Source organism: Candidatus Baltobacteraceae bacterium (assembly GCA_036488875.1).
GTDB lineage: Bacteria > Vulcanimicrobiota > Vulcanimicrobiia > Vulcanimicrobiales > Vulcanimicrobiaceae > JAFAHZ01.
Genome location: DASXGW010000010.1, coordinates 27,504 through 47,904, shown reverse-complemented (window position 1 = coordinate 47,904; position 20,401 = coordinate 27,504). Strand labels below are relative to the sequence as shown.

Annotated in this window: 15 protein-coding genes; 11 read left to right on the top strand and 4 right to left on the bottom strand. The window is 62.9% G+C overall.

All coding sequences use genetic code 11. The features are described 5' to 3' along the window. Positions 1 to 133 precede the first annotated feature (133 nt). From VGG89_12240 to VGG89_12230, 3 genes are read left to right on the top strand one after another with little or no spacing between them, the layout of a single operon-like run. Complete coding sequence (locus tag VGG89_12240) at positions 134 to 607, top strand: hypothetical protein (GenBank protein HEY1977313.1); 474 nt, start codon at positions 134 to 136, stop codon at positions 605 to 607. Then, entirely contained in the window at positions 591 to 1,856 is a 1,266-nt protein-coding gene (locus VGG89_12235) for a hypothetical protein (GenBank protein HEY1977312.1), read from the top strand. The genes VGG89_12240 and VGG89_12235 overlap by 17 nt, the downstream gene beginning before the upstream one ends. After that, positions 1,750 to 4,905: an error-prone DNA polymerase gene (locus VGG89_12230; protein ID HEY1977311.1), complete on the top strand. Its 3,156-nt coding sequence runs from the start codon at positions 1,750 to 1,752 to the stop codon at positions 4,903 to 4,905. The genes VGG89_12235 and VGG89_12230 overlap by 107 nt, the downstream gene beginning before the upstream one ends. A gap of 6 nt (positions 4,906 to 4,911) precedes the next feature. Here the strand turns inward: VGG89_12230 and VGG89_12225 are convergent, their stop codons facing one another. Both VGG89_12225 and VGG89_12220 read right to left on the bottom strand, forming a co-directional pair. After that, a complete protein-coding gene (locus tag VGG89_12225; protein ID HEY1977310.1) occupies positions 4,912 to 6,642 on the bottom strand; it encodes a hypothetical protein in 1,731 nt (576 codons plus the stop codon). A 3-nt stretch (positions 6,643 to 6,645) separates the two neighbouring features. Beyond that, entirely contained in the window at positions 6,646 to 8,115 is a 1,470-nt protein-coding gene (locus tag VGG89_12220; GenBank protein HEY1977309.1) for a hypothetical protein, read from the bottom strand. A 146-nt stretch (positions 8,116 to 8,261) separates the two neighbouring features. Here VGG89_12220 and VGG89_12215 point away from each other — a divergent pair, with 146 nt between their 5' ends. Both VGG89_12215 and VGG89_12210 read left to right on the top strand, forming a co-directional pair. After that, complete coding sequence (locus VGG89_12215) at positions 8,262 to 8,534, top strand: high-potential iron-sulfur protein (protein HEY1977308.1); 273 nt, start codon at positions 8,262 to 8,264, stop codon at positions 8,532 to 8,534. 174 nt (positions 8,535 to 8,708) lie between these two features. Further along, the gene (locus VGG89_12210) at positions 8,709 to 11,162 is read left to right on the top strand and encodes a protease pro-enzyme activation domain-containing protein (protein HEY1977307.1); all 2,454 of its coding nucleotides are present in this window, start codon (positions 8,709 to 8,711) and stop codon (positions 11,160 to 11,162) included. Positions 11,163 to 11,235: 73 nt separating this feature from the next. Here the strand turns inward: VGG89_12210 and VGG89_12205 are convergent, their stop codons facing one another. Both VGG89_12205 and VGG89_12200 read right to left on the bottom strand, forming a co-directional pair. After that, on the bottom strand, positions 11,236 to 12,192 hold the full coding sequence (locus tag VGG89_12205) for a membrane dipeptidase (protein ID HEY1977306.1): 957 nt from the start codon (positions 12,190 to 12,192) through the stop codon (positions 11,236 to 11,238). Further along, the gene (locus VGG89_12200) at positions 12,192 to 13,010 is read right to left on the bottom strand and encodes a hypothetical protein (protein HEY1977305.1); all 819 of its coding nucleotides are present in this window, start codon (positions 13,008 to 13,010) and stop codon (positions 12,192 to 12,194) included. The genes VGG89_12205 and VGG89_12200 overlap by 1 nt, the downstream gene beginning before the upstream one ends. An 84-nt stretch (positions 13,011 to 13,094) precedes the next feature. On the opposite strand from VGG89_12200, the gene VGG89_12195 reads away from it, so the two are divergent. Genes VGG89_12195 through VGG89_12170 form a run of 6 tightly spaced genes read left to right on the top strand, consistent with a single transcriptional unit; the run spans position 13,095 to position 20,399 of the window. After that, complete coding sequence (locus VGG89_12195) at positions 13,095 to 13,352, top strand: hypothetical protein (protein HEY1977304.1); 258 nt, start codon at positions 13,095 to 13,097, stop codon at positions 13,350 to 13,352. Next, positions 13,327 to 14,829 (top strand): 23S rRNA (uracil(1939)-C(5))-methyltransferase RlmD, encoded by a 1,503-nt coding sequence (gene rlmD, locus VGG89_12190; GenBank protein HEY1977303.1) that lies wholly within the window; start codon positions 13,327 to 13,329, stop codon positions 14,827 to 14,829. The genes VGG89_12195 and rlmD overlap by 26 nt, the downstream gene beginning before the upstream one ends. Continuing rightward, positions 14,810 to 15,103: an Asp-tRNA(Asn)/Glu-tRNA(Gln) amidotransferase subunit GatC gene (gene gatC, locus VGG89_12185; protein HEY1977302.1), complete on the top strand. Its 294-nt coding sequence runs from the start codon at positions 14,810 to 14,812 to the stop codon at positions 15,101 to 15,103. Before rlmD ends, gatC begins: the two co-directional genes overlap by 20 nt. 2 nt (positions 15,104 to 15,105) lie before the next feature. Beyond that, positions 15,106 to 16,590, top strand: coding sequence for an Asp-tRNA(Asn)/Glu-tRNA(Gln) amidotransferase subunit GatA (gatA, locus tag VGG89_12180; GenBank protein HEY1977301.1), 1,485 nt, complete (start codon positions 15,106 to 15,108; stop codon positions 16,588 to 16,590). A gap of 4 nt (positions 16,591 to 16,594) precedes the next feature. Beyond that, positions 16,595 to 18,067 carry an Asp-tRNA(Asn)/Glu-tRNA(Gln) amidotransferase subunit GatB gene (gene gatB / locus VGG89_12175; GenBank protein HEY1977300.1) on the top strand — a complete coding sequence of 491 codons (1,473 nt, stop codon included), beginning with the start codon at positions 16,595 to 16,597 and terminating at the stop codon, positions 18,065 to 18,067. Further along, positions 18,039 to 20,399, top strand: a complete 2,361-nt coding sequence (locus tag VGG89_12170) for an endonuclease MutS2 (GenBank protein HEY1977299.1) — start codon at positions 18,039 to 18,041, stop codon at positions 20,397 to 20,399. The genes gatB and VGG89_12170 overlap by 29 nt, the downstream gene beginning before the upstream one ends. Positions 20,400 to 20,401: the final 2 nt, after the last annotated feature.

Genomic DNA, 20,401 nt, shown 5'->3' with positions numbered 1-20,401 from the left:
CCGCCCTCGGGTCGAGTCGTTAATTCCCTCGGCCGTTCCGGCCCTCGACCGGGTCTTGGGCGGCGGTTTCCCCAGGGGCTCGCTCGTCACGCTCGAAGGGCCGGCAGGCCGTTGGAGCATTGCCGCCAGCCTCGTGGCCTCGGTGACCCGCCGGTCCGCTGCCGCAATCGTCGACGACGGCGCGTTATACCCGCCGGACTTGGCGCGCTCGGGCGCGCGATTGGAACGCGTCCTCATCGTTCCCGCGCAGTCGCCGCTGAGCGTCGCGCGAGCGGCCGACGTCCTGATTCGCTCCAAGGCGTGCCGTTTGGTACTCGTGCCCGTTCCCGAGTTGCGCGCTGCGGTTTGGATGCGTTTGGCCGGACTGGCACATCGCACCGGCATCTTGCTCGTTGCCGTTGCGCCCCCGCACGCTGCAGCTGCGCGACTCGCGCCGCTTGCGGCGGCTGCCGCCGTGCGGCTCTACTGTACCCGCGGCCGGCTGGAGATCGTAGGAAAGCGCGGCGTGTGGTGCACGATTGCCGGCTACGACGTTTGCGCCGAGGTTCGCAAACATCGAACCGCGGCTTTCGAAAAGCGGGCGGTGGCACGTGCTGCTGTGTGTTAGCGCCAGTGCGGAGCTCCCGTCGTGGGAAGAGCTGCTCGACGCGCTCGATGCCGTCTCGCCGCTGATCGACGACGCGCGCCCCGGGTTGGCGTTTGTCGATATGCACGGCAGTCCGGGAACTCCGGTCGAATGGATGCGGCGTACGCGCGAAGCGATCGCGCCGTTCGTTCTCGACGCACGGCTGGGAATCGGAAGCAATAAAACGTGCGCGCGTGCCGCGGCATCCGTTGGCAACGGCACGATTTGCCCCGCCGGCGAAGAGCGCGGCTTTCTCGCGCCGCTTTCGCTCGAGCTGCTGGACATCGACCCCAAAATAGTGCAGCGTTTGCGTCTTTTGGGAATCGAGCGGATCGGCGATCTCGCGCGAATGCCTCACGGACCGTTCGTTCGCCGTTTCGGACCGGAAGCGGCGAGATGGCACGCTTGCGCGTGCGGCCGGGATCCGGCACCATTGGTTCCTCGCGCCCACTCCGTTGCGATCGAAGCGACGATGTTCGGCGAGGGAAGAGCCGACGACGAGGCCCAGGTGATCTTTGCGCTGCGCGTGCTGCTCTCTCGAATTTGCTCGGATTTAGAACGGTGCGGAAAGCGCGCCGGTTCGCTGCAGCTCGACGTCGAGCTCGAAGACGCGGCTACCCGGTGCTTCGACGTGCTGCTGGCATCGCCGACGATTCGAGAACGCGACATGCTCGACGTCGTGCGCGCAAAGCTCGACGGGGTACGTTTCGAGGCGCCCATCGTCGGGCTGCGCTTACGCGCGGTGCGGCTCGAAGAAGGCGGCGAGAAGGTTGCGCTCTTCGCCGACGGCGATTTCGATCCGCAAGCGATCGCCGTGGCGATTTCCCGATTGGAAGCGATGCTCGGCGAGCCGGTACGGCGAGCTCGCACGCGCAGCGCGCACGTGCTCGAAGAGCGCTTCGCCTACGACCCATACGTCGCGCCCAAGCGCGAGCCGATGAACGACAAGCGTTCGCAGCTTGCGTGCGAAACGCTGGTTCCGCAGTTGCGATTACTAGCCGTTACCGAAATCGACGTTCGCGTGCGCAACGGCGAACCCGCCGCCGTTGGATTGGATGCCAAGCCGCCGCGCGCCGTCGTCGAGTGCTCGGGCCCGTGGCGGGTTGAGATCGGGTGGTTCTCCGATGCGTACGTCGTTCGCGACGAGTACGACGTATTATTGGACGACGGCGAACTCTATCGCATTTATCGCCAGGGAACGCAGTGGTATCTGCGAGGCAACTACGATTGAGCCCGCTTACGCAGAGTTACACTGCTGGTCCAACTTTAGCTTCCTAGAAGGCGGATCGCACCCCGAAGAACTCGTCGATCGTGCCGCCGCTTTAGGTTTGGCAGCCGTCGCGCTGACCGATCGCGACGGTTTGTACGGTGCCGTACGATTCGCGTCGCGCGCGCGCATGCGCGGCATCGGCGCCATCGTGGGAAGCGAGCTCACGGTTACCGGCGGCGCGCGCATCGTGCTGCTGGTCGAAGACGAACGCGGCTACGCCAACCTTTGCGAGCTCGTTTCGATCGCCCAGCTTCGCGGCAGCAAGGGCAACGCACGCTTGGAACTCGCCGACTTGACCGGACGAAGCGACGGTTTGATCGCGCTCTCTCAAACGGTGGATGAAGAAGAAGTGCGGCGATCGATCGCGATTTTCGGCGATCGTTTCCATCTCGAGCTGCAGCAGCACCTGACGATTGCCGAAGCGCAGCGGAACGAACGGCTGGTGCGTCTTGGGCGCGAGCTGCACGTACCGCTCGTGGCGACCAACGGTGTGGCGTACGCGTATAAAGACGACGCCGCCGTCGCCGACGTGCTGACTTGCGTGAAACTCGGCACGACGCTCGAGCGCGCCCGCGCCGACCACCATCTGCGTCCCAATGCCGAATACCATTTGAAGTCGCCCGATACGATGCGGCGCCTTTTCGAGCCGTATCCCGAAGCGATCGAACGAACGATCGCCATCGCGCAGCGCTGTCGTTTCAGGCTCGAACGTTTGGTGGGACAGTTTCCGCTCTTCGCCGTTCCCGACGGCTACACGCGCCAGTCGTATCTGCGGGAGCTCGTCTATCGCGGCGCTGCCGAACGCTACGCCACGCCTTTTTCGTCCGACGTTGAGCGCCAGCTCGATTACGAGCTCGGCATCATCGCCAAAATGGATCTCGCCGGATATTTTTTGATCGTCTGGGATATCGTGCGTAAAGCTGAGGATCTGGGCGTGCTGTGCCAGGGCCGCGGCTCGGCGGCAAACTCGGCGGTCTGTTACGCGCTGGGAATTACCGCCGTCGATCCGATCGGCATGAAGCTGCTCTTCGAACGCTTCATGTCGGAAGAACGTAAGGAAATTCCCGATATCGATATCGATTTCGCGCATCAGGACCGCGAAAAGGTCATTCAGTATATTTACGAGCGCTACGGCCGCGCCAACGCGGCAATGGCTGCCGAAGTGATCACTTATCGAACGCGCTCGGCACTGCGCGACGTCGCCAAAGCGCTCGGCTTGAGCGTAGAGGAAGTCGACGTGCTGGCGCGCGAGCTCGACGCGCGCGAGTCGCTCGAAGAAGCTGCGGCGACGTTGCAGCCGCGCATCGGCGAGAATCTGGCGTGGCTTTGCAAGCGTATCGACGGTTTCCCCCGCCACATGGGCATCCACTCCGGCGGCATGGTGATCACGCGCGATCCGTTGATCCGCGTCGCTCCGGTCGAATGGGCGACGATGCGCGACCGCACGATCGTTCAATGGGATAAAGACGACCTTCAAGAGCTCGGTCTGATCAAGATCGATCTCCTCGGCCTGGGCATGCTCTCACTGCTGCGCGAAGCGTTCGGCATCCACGAGCGGGTTCACCAGAAACCGTTAGCCCTGCACACGATCCCTCCGGACGACAAACCCACTTACGCGATGATTCAGAAGGCCGACACGATCGGCGTCTTTCAGATCGAATCGCGCGCGCAGCAATCGATGCTGCCACGAATGAAACCGGAATGTTTCTACGACATCGTGATGCAGGTGGCGATCATTCGGCCAGGTCCCATTCAGGGCCAGATGATCCACCCGTTCTTGCGGCGCCGGGCCGGGCTCGAACCGGTGACGTATCCGCATCCCAAACTCAAGAACGTGCTGGAACGAACGCTGGGCGTTCCGCTCTTTCAGGAACAGGGAATGCGCATGGCGATCGAGGCGGCCGGCTTTACGCCGGGAGAGGCCGACCAGCTGCGCCGCGCGATGGGGCACAAGCGCTCGCACGAACGCATGAACGAGATCTATCCGCGCCTGGTCGAGGGCATGGTCAATAACGGCATCGATCGCGCGGCCGCCGAGCAGCTCTTCCACATGCTCGAAGGATTTGCCGATTACGGATTCCCCGAATCGCACGCCGCGAGCTTTGCGCTGCTGGCGTACGCGTCGGCGTACGTGAAATGCCACCATCCGGCAATCTTTGCGGCGGCGATTCTCAACGTGCAGCCGATGGGGTTTTATTCGACCGAAGTGCTCGTCAACGACGCGCGGCGGCACGGCGTTGCGGTCAAGCCGGTCGAGGTTAATGCCAGCGAGTATTGGTCGCACGTCGACGGCGAAGGTGCACTGCGTTTGGGATTCCATCTGGTGCGCGGATTAGGAGACGTGCAGCGTACGCGTTTGGAGGCGGCGCTTGCCGGCGGTGCGTTTCGCGACATTCTCGACTTCGCGCAGCGCACGCAGCTCGAGAAAGAGGCGATCGAGAATCTTGCCGTCGCCGGTGCGTTCGTTCCCTGGTTTGCGTCGCGCCGCGACGCTATGTGGGCGCTGCGTGCTCTCGACGAGCGTGAGGCCCGCGGCGAACTCGGCAAACTAATGGACGTCGACGAACCGCCGGTGCGATTTGCGCCGGTTACCGCGAAGCAAGCGACCGCGTTCGATCTTTGGTCGACCGGCGTGACGCCCAACGAGCACGCGATCGCGCACTTTCGTGCGCAGCTCGACGCGCGCCGCGTCATTCCGGCCGCGCGGTTGAGCGATCAGCCGCGCAATCTCGTCTGCCGCGTCGGCGGCATGGTGATCACGCGTCAACGGCCGGGAACCGCTAAAGGCTTCGTCTTTTTAACGCTCGAGGACGAGACCGGTATCGTCAACGTGATCGTGCGTCCCGACGTCTACGAAAAGTATCGCCGCGTCATTCGCACGTCGCCGGTACTCGTGATCGAAGGGAAGCTTCAAAAGGAGGGCGGCTGCATCGATCTGCTCGCTCAGCGCTTTTGGAGTTTCGACTCGGAGGGCATCACTCGCGGCGTCGCCTCGCACAACTTTCACTAAGACAGCTCAGAGTGAAACTTTCCCTATGACATCCCCTCGCGCGTACCATAGCGTGTTACCGGGTCCGGCCGCCAGCGCAGCGGGCAGAGCGAGCGAAGCATTGGGCGCAGCGCACGTCCGGGCAAATTGCACGAATGCAACGTCTCCGCGAGTCGTCGAACGCCCGAGCACGCATGGAACGTCGAAAAGGCCTGCCGAAGGATACCATAGCGCGCCGTCGGGACCAAGCGTAACCGTTGGGCTGAACGGCGGGATCTGGTCAGAAAGCGCGATGTTGAGATTAGGCGGAAACTCGTGAAACAAACCCGCCGGGGTTATACGCTCGAAAAACCTCTTGCTGGATAGCGTGCTCGTAGCTACCGTGTAGAAAGCCCCCGCTGCCCACGTGAGCGTCGCTACCGTCGCGTCACAGCACGGCTTTATCGTACCGGGCAGCCACAACATCGTGGAGGCGCCACTCGCCGTCATCTTGGCGATGAACGGAACCGGCGAAGCGCCGGGAAAGCGAACCGCCGATCCGTCGAACCAGAAATTCCCGTCCGGCCCCACGATGAGATCGTCTAAGCCGACTTGCTGAAGCGACCCCAAGGGAAAATCGGCGACTACACCGGACGGCGTCACGCGGCGCAGCAGGCCTGTGGTCGTTGAGGCGGGCATCCAGAAGTTGCCGTCGGGACCGAGCACCAGCGGTCCCGAACTCCAATCGGTAAGCGGATACTCCGTAAGACTGCCGTCCGAATTTATACGCGCCAGGGCTTGACTGCTGTTGGAAGTTTGGTCGTTGACGAGCGCCCAAAAGTTGCCGTCCGGGCCTCTTACAATATCGAAGGGGTACGCAGACAGTTTCGTTTCCGAGATCGATCCGTCGGCAGTAATATGCCCGATGCCTTGATTTTCGAGAAACGTCATGGAACCGTCGGCGTTGGGAATGATGCGTCCAAAGCCGGCATTGGTCGCGGTGCCGTCGTGCGAAGGCAGCTCGTACTCCTCGTCGTGCACGAAAGGCAGCATCATTTGTCGCCGCGCTCGCGGAATCGCCAACCCGACTTCCGGATTGACGAAGGACTTGCCGTCATAGTTGAGGACCACCTGGGTTGCCGGCGACGTCACCTTCGTCGTGGACAGCGAGGTGGCTCCGGTTTTATCGGTATCCACGAGTGGAATCGGAGTCGTGAATCCTTGCGGACCGATGACGGTCTCGGTCTCGGCCCCTCGTTTTTCTTGATAATACGCGGTCACGTCGATGGGGATTCGAAGGGGAGCTCCCATGATCGGATTGCTGAACTTGACCGTTGCCGACGTCCATTGATTGACGATAATGAACTTGAGGCCATTGCCGTAGTTGGGGCCGACTGTGTCCGAGCGTCGGAACGTCACTAGTCCTTTACTATCGAGAAACGATATGTCGTAGGTGACGTCGTCACGAGCGAGCTTGACGTAGAAGCCGCAAAGAAGCCCCTGTTCCCACTTGTGACACGTACTGTTTCCCCGCACCAGTTTGATAATCGATCGATAGTCGCGTTTGCCTTGTTTGAGCGAGACGCGTATCGTCTTTACGATTTTAGGGTCCGGGGACGGCACGCGAAAGCTGACGCCCATGGTCTTTAAATCTGGAGTTTTCGTTGCAACGGCTCCGCTCGTGCGTGGAACGAATGACGTGGGACCGCTGCCGCCACAGCCGGTTGAGATTGCAACGGTAGAGAAACAGAAGACAAGCATTTTTACGGAGCGTGACATAGGTTAGAGCTCCTTCGGATCGACGGCGATGATGCTTCCGCCGGCCCTATGCGCGGCGCGGTAGGTATTCGCGAGATAAAGACGATCCGCGAGCGCATCGAAAACGACGCTCGTCGGCTCGTCAATGCCCAAAACGTACGTGGGATATTCGTTGACCGTGCCGCGCTTCGTAAAGGCAATGAGCCCGCTGCCGCCATGCTCCGAACCGTCCGCGCCCTCGTCGGCGGCGTACAGCTCACCTTTGCCGTCGATGGCATAATCCACGATGTTGGGACCCTTGAGCACGGGCGACCACGCGGCTGCAGGGTAAGGGATGTCGATGCGGTCGGTGATTTGGCCCGACGTCGTGAACTTCAGCAGCGTTTTGCTGCCGTAAGGATACGGTGCCCAGAATTTTCCATCCGGCCCTACCGCGAAGCTAAAGTAACCGTTGTACTGATTGAAACAGCACAGCGCGTACGTTTTCAAACCCGTAGCGGTCAGCGTACCGACGTAAACGTGCCTTCCGTAAGGTGCCGTGACGGGCTTCAACAGAAACCACAGATTGCCGTCGGAGCCCCAAGTAAGATTGGTGATGTTGCTGGGCGCGGTTGCTAATATTTTGAGGGCGCCGTTCATGCCGAAACTGGCGATCTCTCCGCCCTTATACCAAGTCAGCGCCAAAACGAGGTCGTCGCTTTTGCCCGCAACCATCGCGTTAACTTCGTAAGCGGCCGACGGGAATGGAAACGCCGTGAAGGTGCCGTCGGGAGCAACTCTGTCCATGCCGCCTGGGCCATATTGGCTAGCGTAGGGTATCCACACATTGCCGTCGGGCCCACGCACCGTTTGAAGGAGGGGCGCCGAGCGAGTCGGATCCGGATCGCTAAAAATTGTGGTTTCGCCGTTGAGCGCGATGCGCGCTACGTCGACTCCGGTAAAAAGACGGAGTGGGCCCCAGAGGTTCCCGTCACTCCCGAGGCGCAGCCACGCGGGGACGATTTGCAATGAAGCCGTGCTCAATCCAATGTCTTTCGGCAAGTTCGTCCAGAGCGCAAGAACTTGGATTCGGCTTTTAAAGCGGATACGTATTTTGAAGTTATCGCCGTGCCCGTCCCACGAAACGTGGGGCGTTACCGTCGTGTCCCAAATCGCGTTACAGCTCAGACGGACGTGGCCGAGCCGATCTTCGAGCGTAACGAGGATCGGCGCTTTGAGGGGTCCCGAAAACCGGCGCCCCGAGCGATCTTCTGAAGTGAGCTCGAGCGGAAAAGTCGACGGGTTGCCGATGATAAACCTGCCCGTAAACGCCGCCTCGAACGAACCAAGGCGAGTGCCGCCGGTTACCGGCTTGGAGCAGTCGCGTTCGGAGAATGGCATTTTGTCCTGAGCGGAACCGAGTGCCGCCGTCGGCAAACCGTTCGACGGAGAACAGCCGGAAAGAAAAAACGCGAGAGCTAAGGCGGAGTAAAGTCCGTCAGCAGGAGTTCGCATCCACAATAATCCTTGTTAGGGAAGAACGCGCCAATGGCGGCCCCTGTTTTTCCCGTCGGTCGGCTGCTTCCTGGCGACAGCCGGCGGCGGCTAGTACGATAGTCCCGATTCAGATTTTCTTCACCCAGCGGCGTTAGCTTCGGGGTATGAAGAAGCTCATCAAGCGAGCGGCCTTCCTGGAACGAGCGGCCCTGCTGCCGGTCCTCGCGGTCGTCCTGGATCGCGCGGCCGAAGCGCAAGGCGCGAAATCGTCCAAGGATGCCATGCACTATCAGACGTCGCCCAACAACGGCATGCAGTGCTCGGGATGCAAATTCTTCACGCCAGGCAACGACCCCAACGGCGACGGTTCGTGTGCGATCGTCGACGGCAACATCTCTCCGCACGGCTACTGCATCGCGTACTCTGCGAAATCGTAGCCAATAAATAGTAGCCAATAAAAAGTAGCCGCTACGCTCGGCACTGAGTGCAAAACGCACTTATGTGGCAATGGACTACAGGTGCAAACGGCGCTAGACGGGGGTCTCCTCTTTACGTAGTCTTGACTAGATCCCAAGACCCATACATTCGTTGCTTTGGCTTTGAGGAGACACATGCGAAGACTATCGCGCGTAGCGGCGGCCTTGCTCGGCCTGTCGTTAACGCTTTCAGCGTGTAGCGGTGGGCAGAACAACGGCTCGCTGCTTCCCGCGCCGGGATCCGGCGCGGGCGATCAAGGTTCGCTGTCGAGCGTTCCGATGAAATCGGATCTGTCGACGGCCCCCATGAAATCCGATCTGTCGGCATCGCCGATGATGACGGTTCCCCGCACTTTCGGAAAGTTAGCTTTTACCGACGCGGGTCGCCGCAATGGTAAAGCAGCGGTGAGCGTCGTGCTCACGCTGCGCTACAACCACCAGCAAGAACTCGACCGTTTCGTCGCGGAGCTCGGACAAGGACGGCATCACGCGTTGACGCCGGCGCAGTTCAACGAGCGTTTTGCGCCGACGCGCGAACAAGAAGCAACCGTCGTGCGCGAGCTGCGTCACGCCGGTTTCACGATCACCCATCGTTTTTCGAATCGTACCATCGTCGATGCGAAGGCTCCGGCCGCCGTCGTCGAGCGTTTTTTTCATACCGAAATCCACAACGTTCGCCAAGGTAAGTACGGCGAGCGCTTCACGAACGTCCGGCCCGGCATCGTCCCCAACTCGATCGCGTCGATCGTGCGCGACGTATCGCTGTCGAACGTCGTCGTCGCGCGTACGGGCGTCGAACAAAGCGGCGGCGTAACGCATCCGTTCCCGGATGCCTCGAAGATCCCGGCGGTCAAGCCGGCGGGTTCGGCGAGCCAAGAGTCGCCGTTTGCGATGCTGCATCCGATGGCCGGCTGCACCGGTCAGCTGCTGCTCAACCCCGGTTTTGAATCGGGCAACGTCAACTGGACGGCGAGCTCCGGCGTGATCACCAACGACTACTACCTGTCGTATCAAGGTAACTGGGAAGCGTGGCTGGACGGCTACAGCTCGCCGGAAACCGACACGCTCGCGCAGACCGCGTCGATTCCGGCCGGCTGCACCGCCACCTTGACGTACTACCTGTGGGTGTACACCGGTGACGGCACGACCACCACGAAAGACACGCTTAATCTTACGGTCAACGGAGCGACCTTGCAGTCGTTCAGCAACCGCACGAACACGGGCGGCGGCTACGTCAAAGAAACCGTCAATCTGTCTTCGTACGCCGGCGGCAGCGCGGCCATCAAGTGGACGTCGAACCAAACCGGAACGCGTGCGACCGACTTCTTCATCGATTCGACCGCACTAACGCTCAGCGGCGGCACCAGCACGCCGACACCGCCGCCCACGCCGACACCGGCGCCGACGGCAACGCCGACTGCGTCGCCGACGCATTCGCCGACGCCGTCGCCGACGGCAACTCCGACCGGCTCGCCGACGCATTCGCCGACTCCGTCGCCGACGGCAACGCCGACCGCGGTTCCGACCGCTACGCCGACGCCGAGCGGCGCCTGTAGCGGCACCAAACTCAGCGGCCCGTTGACCAACTCGTCCGGAACGCTCGCGACGGGCGTCGCCGATCCGTTCGACTTCCCGGTACAGCACGGGTGCAACGGTTCGGGTTACACCGCTGCGATCGCCATCGACGATCCGGTGACGTCCAGCTACACCAACGCCTATCTCTCGGCTGCCGGCGTCACGCACACCGGCACGATCACCAATGAGGCCGTTGACGGCGGCGGCAGCGGCGACGAGGCCGAGGTCGACCTCGACGTGCAAACGATCGCAGGTTTGGCGCCGGCGGCGAACATCATCGTCTACGACATGGGTTCGCTTACGGATCAAGCGATCGAAGATACGTATAACCAAGTCCTGAGCGACGGTAAAGCGGCTGCCGTGAACTCGTCGTTCGGCGGCTGCGAATCGCAAGATACGCCGTTTGCCGATTCGACCAACTCGATCGCGCAGCAAGGTGCTGCCGAAGGCGTCGAATTCTCGGCGTCGTCGGGCGACACCGGCAGCAACGAGTGCGGAAGCAGCAAGGGCGTCAGCGCTCCGGCCGGCGGTCCGTACTTCCTGTCGGTCGGCGGCGTGAACTTCACCGAACAATCGACGCCGCTAACCTCGGTAACGATGGGCAGCGCGTCGGGTGACTCGGGCGGCGGCGGCGTCTCGACCGTGTTCGCCGAGCCGAGCTACCAGAGCGGTGTCACGGGCATGATCACGACGGGCCGCAATCAACCCGACATCTCGCTTCCGTTCGACCCGGTTGCGGTCTACACGGGCGGATCGTGGGGCGAGTATCTCGGAACGTCGTGGTCGTCGCCCGCTTCAGTAGCGCTCGTACTCGAGGCCGATCAGTATCACGGAGCCAAGCTCGGCTTCCTCAACTCGACGATCTACAGTCTGTTCACTGCGCACGGCTACGGGACGTACTTCATCCCGTGCACGTCGGGCAGCAACGGAGCGTACTCGTGCACGTCGAGTCACTACAACCAGGCTGCGGGCATCGGCTCGCCACTTGGTTGGGCACTCGCTCAGGCACTCTGATGCGCTGAGTCTTCGGACTCGTAATCAGAGCACTCACATCACCCTCGCTTGGGTGCAAGCGGGGGTGATGTGTTTATTTCCAGACTTTCTCAGCCAGGCGCAGGAAGTTTTCTCCTAAGACGCAGCGGACGGTGTCGTCGCTATGGCCGCGTTGCGAAAGTAGTTCGGCCACTTCGCGCAGTTGCCAAGGGCGGGCACAGGTCACGCCGTCGACGGCGTAGCCGCGCTCGGGCGGCCAGAAGTGCGGATTGGCGCGAACCACCGCATCGACGTCTTCGCTCCCAACCGGAAACACGTAATCGAGTCCGATACCGACGTGCTGCGGGCCGGCCAATGCGATCGTGTACTCGACGTGATCGGCGAAGCTGCTCGACGACGCGGCCGGATCGCCGAGGAAGAGGCTGATCCCGTTGATCCCGATCACGCCGCCGTTACGAGCGCAGGCCACGATCTGTTCGTCGCGGATGTTGCGTTCGTGATCGCATAATGCGCGAGCGTTCGAGTGAGAGAAGATCACGGGTTGTTTGGAGTACTCGATCGCTTCCATGCTGGTGCGATAGCTGCAGTGGCTGACGTCGACGAACATTCCCAGCCGGTTCATCTCGTCGATGATACCGCGCCCGAAATCCGTTAGTCCCGAATCGTCGTCGTGGCATCCGCCCCCCGCCGCGTTGTTCCGGTTATAGGCGAATAGCATTTGCCGAACCCCGAGCAGGTAGTAGACTTCCACCATGTCGATGCGGCCGTCGAGCGCGTTGGTGCCTTCTAAGTCGAAGGCCACGGCCAGTTTATTCTCGGCTTTCGCGCGCCGTACGTCGTCGGCTGACGCGGCGAGCGCGTAGTCGCCGGGATGCGATAATATCCACCGCCGAAAGGCGGCGATCGTCTTCATGGCGTTGTGCCACGGCAGCGCGTCGAAGCCGACGTTGATGGAGAGATAGTCGACGCCCGCATCGCGCCACTGTTGCAGGTTCGACAGATCCGCCGCGGGATCGGGAGAAAAACCGGCGTGCGTGTCCCAAACGAGCATTACGACCTCCGATCGTAGATCGACTTTAAGAGTGGCGTGAGATAGGTTCCCGCCGGCAAGACGTAATCGCGCTGCGGCAGCGGAATCGGCAGATCGTGCGGATACGGCGGGTAGGCCATCGCGTCGTTGCTTGCGGGATAGCAGACCGGCCAGGGTATGACGCCGTCCTCGCTGCCGCCCGAGGTGAACTGGGCGATATACCGCACGTAGTAGCAGCTCATATCGCTCCGGCGCCAGTGACGCAGCGGAAGAAGCAGCGCCTCTACCTGTTCCCGGTGGCTGTGCCCGGGCACGTCGAAGTACGTTCGCCGATACGTTGAAGCCGGCGGCTCGTGCGGTGCCGCGATGCTCAGCGGGTTGTTTTGCTCGTGAAGCCGGGCTACTTCCTGAGAGAAGGCCTGCTGCTGGCGCTGGAGCCGGCTTTCGAGTGAGGGCTCCGCGGTTTTCTCCGGACGCTTCTCGGGCTGGGGCGGTGCCGTTGGGGCGGCTCGAGCGATCTCTCGGCGCGGAGCCGCCGGTCGAACCGGCTGCGGCCGAACCTGGGGCCGCGGCGGAACCGGCCGCGGTTGGGGCGGCATCGGTTGCGGCTGCGGCCGGGTGGGCATGCTGCGCCGCTGGGGCACGGTACGATGCTCGATCCGAACCGCCGTCGAGCTGATCACCCATTCGCGCTTCGGCGGCTGCTGCGAGAGCCGCACGCTGTGGGCCCATGAAGAAAAGGCCACGGGGATCAGGAGCGCGTGGATGAGGATCGATGCGAGAAAGGCCCACAGCAGATTCCTAGCACCGCGCTCTTTGTCGCGCTCCTCTGAGATCATAATAACTACCGTGGGTATTCTACATCGCCGGGTAAAGCTAGACCCGTCCGAGAAAGCACGTCTATCGCCTCGAGGAGGAACCAGGTGCAACCGTCCGACCACAACGTCAATCACGCTGAACGCGGCGATCGCGAAGATCGCCGGGTCGCCCGAGCCTTTTTGTGGATCGGTATCGGGATCGGCACCGTTGCCGTCGGTGCCGCGGTCGCTTACGCGATCGTGCAAGCTGTAGCTCGTGCGAATCGTCCGCCGGACGATCCGACGAGCCAGCGCATTCAGCAGCTAATCGACGAAGCGAATTCGCTGCTCAAGACGCTTGACGAGCAGAGACACAGCGCCTAAACGAACCTCTTCGCTTCGCCCCGGAGCGGAGCTCGAGGTTACCTTCACCGATCTGCTTTCAAACGGGCAAGCCGTCGGTCGCGCCGGCGGGATGGCCGTTTTCTGTTTCGGTCCGCTTCCGCGCGAGACCGCACGCGTCGCGATCGCGACGGTGAAACAAAAGTATGCCGTCGCCGATCTCATCCGGTTGATTTCGGGCTCGCCGTACCGCGTGCAGCCGTTTTGTTCGGTGTTCGGCGTGTGCGGTGGCTGCCAAGTGCAGCACCTCAGCTACCCCGCACAGTTGGCGTGGAAACGCGACGTCGTACAAAACGCGCTCCAGCGCATCGGCGGATTCGCAGACGTCGCGGTGCGGGACACGATCGGCATGAACGCGCCGCGCAACTATCGCAACAAGATGTCGCTGGTCGTCGAGCACCGCTCGCAGCTTCCGTCGATCGGCTTTTACAAGCAGCGCTCGCACGAGGTCGTTCCGATCGACGCGTGCCCGATCGTGATGCCGCAGCTCAGCGACTACGTCGGTCGTCTCAACGCCGGCCGTCTGGACGAAGAAATCGCAGGCGCGCTCGAACCCGCGCGTCACGTCGTAGCGCGTGCCGCGCGCGCGACCGGACAAGCCGTGTTTACCGTCACGACCGATCGCGCATCCGACGCCGTCGAACGCGGCGCCACGGCGCTGCAAGCGCGTCTCCCCGGTGTCGTCGGCGTCACCAACTCGTACGACCTCACCAGCGAGAACGCCATCCTGGGGCGCCGGCAGCGGGTATTGGCCGGAACGCCCGAGATCGAAGAGACGATCCACGGAATCCGTTACCGTGTTTCCGCCGCGTCGTTCTTTCAAGTCAACGTGGAGATCGTCGGCCGCATCTTCGAGTTCATGAAACCAGGTTTGACTGTACCTCGCCGTGTGGTCGATCTCTATTGCGGAGCCGGCACGTTCGCGCTCTTTTTTGCCAAACACGGCTGCGACGTTTTCGGCGTCGAGGAGAATGCGAGCGCCGTCGCGGAGGCCGTCGAGAATGCCGAGCTCAACGGGCTGCAGGACCGCGTGCGAGTCTGTAGCGGACGCGTCGAGGAGGTTCTCCGCCGCTCCGAAGGGCGTGACGTGATGCGCCGCGCGCAAATCGTCTTCTTGGACCCGCCGCGCAAAGGCTCGGACGAGGCGACGCTCGGTGCGGTTGCTGCAGCGGGCGTTCCAAACATCTGGTACCTGTCGTGCGATCCGGCGACCTTGGCCCGGGATTTAAAGTTCCTAACGGCCAAAGGGTATCGCTTCGGCGTCGTGCAGCCGTTCGACATGTTCCCGCAGACGGGGCACGTCGAGACCCTGGTCACGCTCTACAACGAGGCCGGGGCGGCGCGGATAACCGTCGAGGACGCTTTCGAAGGGGCTCCTCCGCCGGCAGCGTGGCCTGCCGACGACCGATTCGCATACGACCGCCCGGAGTATCCTGATTTTGTCATCCGAAAAGATTGACGTCCGCTACGTTGCAAAACTCGCGCGCATCGCGTTGACCGACGAAGAGGTCGACCGGTTCGGCGCGCAGCTCGCCGATTTGCTCGAGCACGTCAACCGGCTCGGCGAACTCGACACGAACGCCGTGCCGGCAACCGCTCAAGTCGTGGAGTCGCGTAACGTCGAGCGCGAGGACACCGTGCAGCCGTGTCTCGACCGCGAGACGGTACTCGCAGGTGCGCCGCAACGCCAAGGCGCGTTCTTCCGCGTGCCGCGGATCATCGCGGAGCAGTGACGATGTCGACCGAGATCGTCGAGCGTTCCGCCGCGCAGATCGCGCGCGAGGTCAACGGGGGTTCGCTCTCCGCGCGCGAAGCAGCCGGCGCCGCGTTGGCACAGATCGATCGCGTCGAGAGCCGTGTCGGCGCGTTCCTGACGCCGCTGCACGGCGACGCTCGCGCGCAGGCCGATCTCGTCGACGCGCGCGTGCGCGCCGGCGAACGTCTGCCGCTGGCCGGCGTCAGTCTCGCCGTCAAGGACAACATGTGCTTGACCGGTACGCGCACGACGTGCGGCAGCAAGATTCTCGAACGATGGATCGCTCCGTACACCGCGACGGCGGTGCAGCGGCTCGTCAATGCCGGCGCGATCGTCGTCGGCAAGGCTAATATGGACGAGTTCGCGATGGGCAGTTCGTGCGAGAACTCCGCGCTCGGCGTCACGCGCAACCCGTACGATCTCGACCGCGTTCCGGGCGGATCGAGCGGCGGTTCGGCTGCCGCGGTAGGGGCATACGAAGCGGCCATCGCACTCGGCAGCGACACCGGCGGATCGATTCGCGAGCCGGGTGCGTTCTGTAACCTGATCGGATTCAAGCCGACGTACGGCCGCGTGTCGCGGTACGGTCTCATCGCCTTTGCCTCGAGTCTGGATCAGATCGGCCCGCTTACGCGTACCGTGGAAGACGCGGCGCTCGTCTACGACGCCATAGCCGGTCACGATCCCATGGATTCCACGTCGATCGATCGCCCGGTGGAGCCAACGGCCAACGGCTTGCTCGAATCGTTGAGCGGTCTGAAGATCGGCATCGTGCGGCAGTTCGACACGCGCGAGCTCGGCGACGATATCGACGAAGTCTACGACCGCGCGTATCACGACCTGGAAGCGCTCGGCGCCGAGCTGCACGACGTCTCGCTGCCGACCGCCGACTACGGCTTGGCGACGTACTATCTGATTGCGCCGGCGGAGTGCTCGTCGAATCTAGCGCGCTTCGACGGCGTGCGTTACGGGCTGCGCGTCGAGGCCCAGGACGTGCAGGCGATGTACGAGCAGACGCGAGCGGCCGGGTTCGGTCCGGAAGTCAAGCGCCGGATCTTGATCGGTACGTACGCGCTGTCGAGCGGCTACTACGACGCGTATTACGTCAGGGCGCAGAAGGCACGTACGCTCGTCGCCCGCGACTTCGAAAAGGCGTTCGAAGACGTCGACCTCATCGCGTGTCCCGCGGCCAGCTCGCCGGCGTTCGCGTTCAACGCCAAGAGCGATCCGTACAGCATGTACATGATGGACTACTACACGATCCCGATGTCGCTCGCCGGTCTCCCGGCGCTTTCGGTTCCGTGCGGATGGGTGACGCCGCCCGGCGGAACGCGTCCGTTGCCGATGGGTTTGCAGTTGTGCGCGCCGATTTTTAGCGAGAAGCTGCTGCTCGGTGCCGCGCACGCCTACGAGCGGGCGACGCAGCACGCGCTCAAGCACAAACCGCAGGTAAGCGAGGTGTAAAGGCGTGAGTCAGACGTTGCTAGAGCGCAAATACCAGGCCGTTATTGGGATCGAGTGTCACGTCGAGCTCAAGACGGCGACGAAGATGTTCTGCGGCTGCGCCAACGAGTTCGGCGGGGAGCCGAACACGAAGGTTTGCCCGGTCTGTCTCGGGATGCCGGGTTCGCTTCCCGTCGCTAACGGCGTTGCGATCGAGCACGTCATTCGCTCGGGGCTGGCATTCGGCGCGCAGATTCCCGCCTTCTCGAAGTTCGACCGGAAGAACTACTTCTATCCGGACATGCCCAAAGACTATCAGATTTCCCAGTACGACATGCCGCTGACGTTGGGCGGCGAGGTGAAGTTCTGGCGCGAGGACGGCACGATGAACGCTTGCCGTCTCGTGCGCATTCACCTCGAAGAGGATACCGGAAAATCGACGCATGCCGGTTCGGGCGACGGCCGCATCGCCGGCAGTGCGTATTCGCTCGTCGATTTCAACCGTGCGGGCGTGCCCCTCATGGAGTGCGTTTCGGAGCCCGAGATTTACGGCGCGCAAGACGCGGTCGCGTATCTCGAAGCGCTGCGCCGCACGCTGCTCGCACTGGGCGTAAGCGACGTCAAAATGGAAGAAGGCTCGCTGCGCTGCGATGCCAACGTATCGATTCGTCCCGTCGGATCGAGCGAGCTCGGCACCAAGACCGAGATCAAGAACATGAACTCGTTTCGCTCGGTTCATCGCGCGATCGAAAGCGAGATCGCGCGTCAGATCGAGATCGTCGAATCGGGCGGCCGCATCGTTCAGGAGACGCGCGGCTGGGACGAAGTCAACGGCGTAACCCATTCTATGCGCAGCAAAGAGCTCGCGCACGATTATCGGTACTTTCCCGATCCCGACCTGGTACCGATGGAAATCGTCCCCGAGACGGTGGAGAAGATTCGCGCGTCACTCCCGGAACTGCCCTGGAAACGTTTCGAGCGTTACACCGCGGAGTACGGACTCGAACCCAAGCAGGCGACGCAGCTCATCGACAACGTGCCGCTTGCGGAGTACTTCGAGCGCGTCGTCACCGCGAGCAATCATCCTCAGCAGGCCAAGAACTTCGTTCTCGGCGAGCTCTCGCGTTTGGCGAACGAAACGCAAACGCCGGTCGCCGAGTCGAAAGTATCGCCCGAACACCTCGCCGAGCTCATCGTGCTCGTCGAAGGGAAGTCGATTAATTCGAAGATCGCCAAAGAGCTGCTCGCGCGCATGTGGGAAGGCGCCGGCTCGCCGAAGTCGATCGTCCAGGCGGAAGGGCTCGCGCAGACCAGCGATCCGGCGGCCATCGAGAAATTCGTTGACGACGTGATCGCGGCAAACGAAAAAGTCGTGGCCGATTATAAAGCGGGCAAGACCAACGTCGGCGGATTCCTCGTCGGCCAAGTGATGAAAGCGTCGCGCGGTAAAGCCGATCCGGCGCTCGTCAATGAGCTCTTACGAAGAAAGCTCGGGTAGTTTAACCGACCGGCGTACCCTCGACGCGCTCGATTTTGCGAGCGTGCGCGAGCGGGTCGTCGCCGCGACGCGAACCCAGCGAGGGCGCGGGTTTGCCGAGGCGCTCGCGCCGTTCGAGAGTTTCCAAGCGGTACGCGAGGCGCAAGCGCAAACCGCCGCGACGCGCGAGCTCGTCGCCGGTGCCGATCTGCACGTCATGCCGGCGATCGATACGGCCGAACTCACGCAAGGCGCCGCCCTCGGACGTACGTTGGCGCCGAGCGATCTTCGCGGCATCGGCGATGCGATCGCCGCGGCTGCCGCCGCGCATGTAGCCGTGCGCGAAAGCACCGAACTCGCCGCCGTCGTGGCGGGGTACGCGCCGCTTCGCGATCTGCAGCGCGCGATTCTCGACGCGATCGACGAACGCGGTGCGATCCTCGACCGTGCCTCGCCGGCGCTCGCGCGCATTCGCAAGTCCATCGTGCAGGCGCAAAACGAAGCGCGCGAACGCGTCGGCGCGATTCTCAAATCCGCGAAGTACGCCAAGGCCATTCAAGACAGCGTCGTGACGATTCGCGAAGGCCGCTTCGTCGTTCCGGTCAAGGCGGAGTTTTCCGGCATGCTGCCCGGTATCGTGCACGACACGAGTTCGAGCGGTCAGACGCTGTTCGTCGAGCCGCTGGCCGCGCTCGAGACGAACAATCGCGTGCGAACCCTGCGCATCGAAGAAGAACGCGAAGTTCAACGGATCCTCGAAGATCTTTCGAACCGTACCGGCGCGGCGTCGGGCGCGATCGAGACGAACGTCGAGATGCTCGCCGCCGTCGATTTGCTCGTTGCCAAGGCGCGCGTCGCGCAATCGATGGATGCGTCGGCCCCGGTGCTCAGCGACGATCCCACGATCGTCGTCGTGCGAGGAAGACATCCGCTCTTGGGCGACCGAGCCGTACCGCAATCGCTCTCGCTCGACGGATCGACGCGGCTGCTGGTCATCAGCGGACCCAACATGGGCGGCAAGAGCGTCGCGCTCAAGATGGTCGGACTGCTGGTCATCATGACGTATTGCGGCATGCAGGTGCCGGCCTCGCAGGGCAGCGAGATCGGGCGGTTCGAGTGCCTGATCGCCGATATCGGCGACGAGCAGTCGATCGCGGCCAACGCCTCGACGTTCTCGGCCCATCTGCAGCGAATGCGTGAAATGCTCGAGCGCGCCGGCGGACGCACGCTCGTAATGATCGACGAAATCGGCGGAGGAACGGAGCCGACCGCCGGAGCCGCGCTCGCGGTCGCGATGCTCGAGCGGCTGCTGGAACGCGGCGCGCGCGGAATCGTGACCACGCACGCAACGGAGCTCAAGTTGTTCGCGCACGCGACGCCGGGTGTCGCCAATGCGAGCGTGCGGTTCGATCCGCAATCGTTTCGTCCGACGTTCCATCTCGACGTGGGCGCGCCGGGTCAATCGCTGGCGTTTCCCTTAGCGAGCGCATTGGGTATCGGCGACGCGATCGTCGAACGCGCGCAGCGCTTACTCGATACGCGCGAGCGCGACTACGAATCCGCGCTGGCCGAGCTATCGACGCAAAACGCGGCGCTGCAAGCGGAGCGCGAGCGGCTGGAGAGCGAGCGCGAAGCCGAGCGGCGGGAGCGCGAACGGTTGCGGCGCGATCGCGAGGAGTTCGACGTGCAGCGCCGCGCCTTCGCGGAGAAGGCCGACGAGCGCGTTGCGCAGGCATTACGGGAGTTTGTGCGCGAGCTCGAGCGTCGCGCCGAGGAATCGGGCGGGCGCGGACGCGCGAAGGTGACCCCGTCGCAGTCGACCCTGCTCGCACAGACGCTCGATGCGATCCATCGCGATCTCGGTATCGAGCCGGAAGCCGGCCCCGAGGGCGACGCCGGAAGCTTTGCACCCGGTGACCGCGTGCGGGTCGGCTCGTTGGGCCAAAGCGGCAGCGTCGCCGAGGATTACGGCGACACGCTGCTGGTGGCGATTGGGCCGATGAAAACGGTCGTCAAAAAGAGCGACGTAAGACGCGAAGGAGGAGGAGCTCGGCCGAAACCCGAGCGAGCGGCGGGGGCACAGGCGGCCCGCATGGAAGCGGCAAGTCGAGCGCTCGCCGAATTAGACGTGCGTGGAAAACGCTTCGTGGAGGCCGAGCCTCTCGTGGAGCGGTGGATCGACGAAGCCGTGTTGGCCGGGAACTCGCCGCTGCGATTGATCCATGGAAAGGGAACCGGGATGCTCGGGCGAGGCTTGCAGGAGTATTTGCGCGCGCATCCGTCGGTAAAGAGCGTTCGTTACGGTAACGAAAACGAGGGATCCCATGGAGTCACGATCGTCGACCTTTCGTAAGC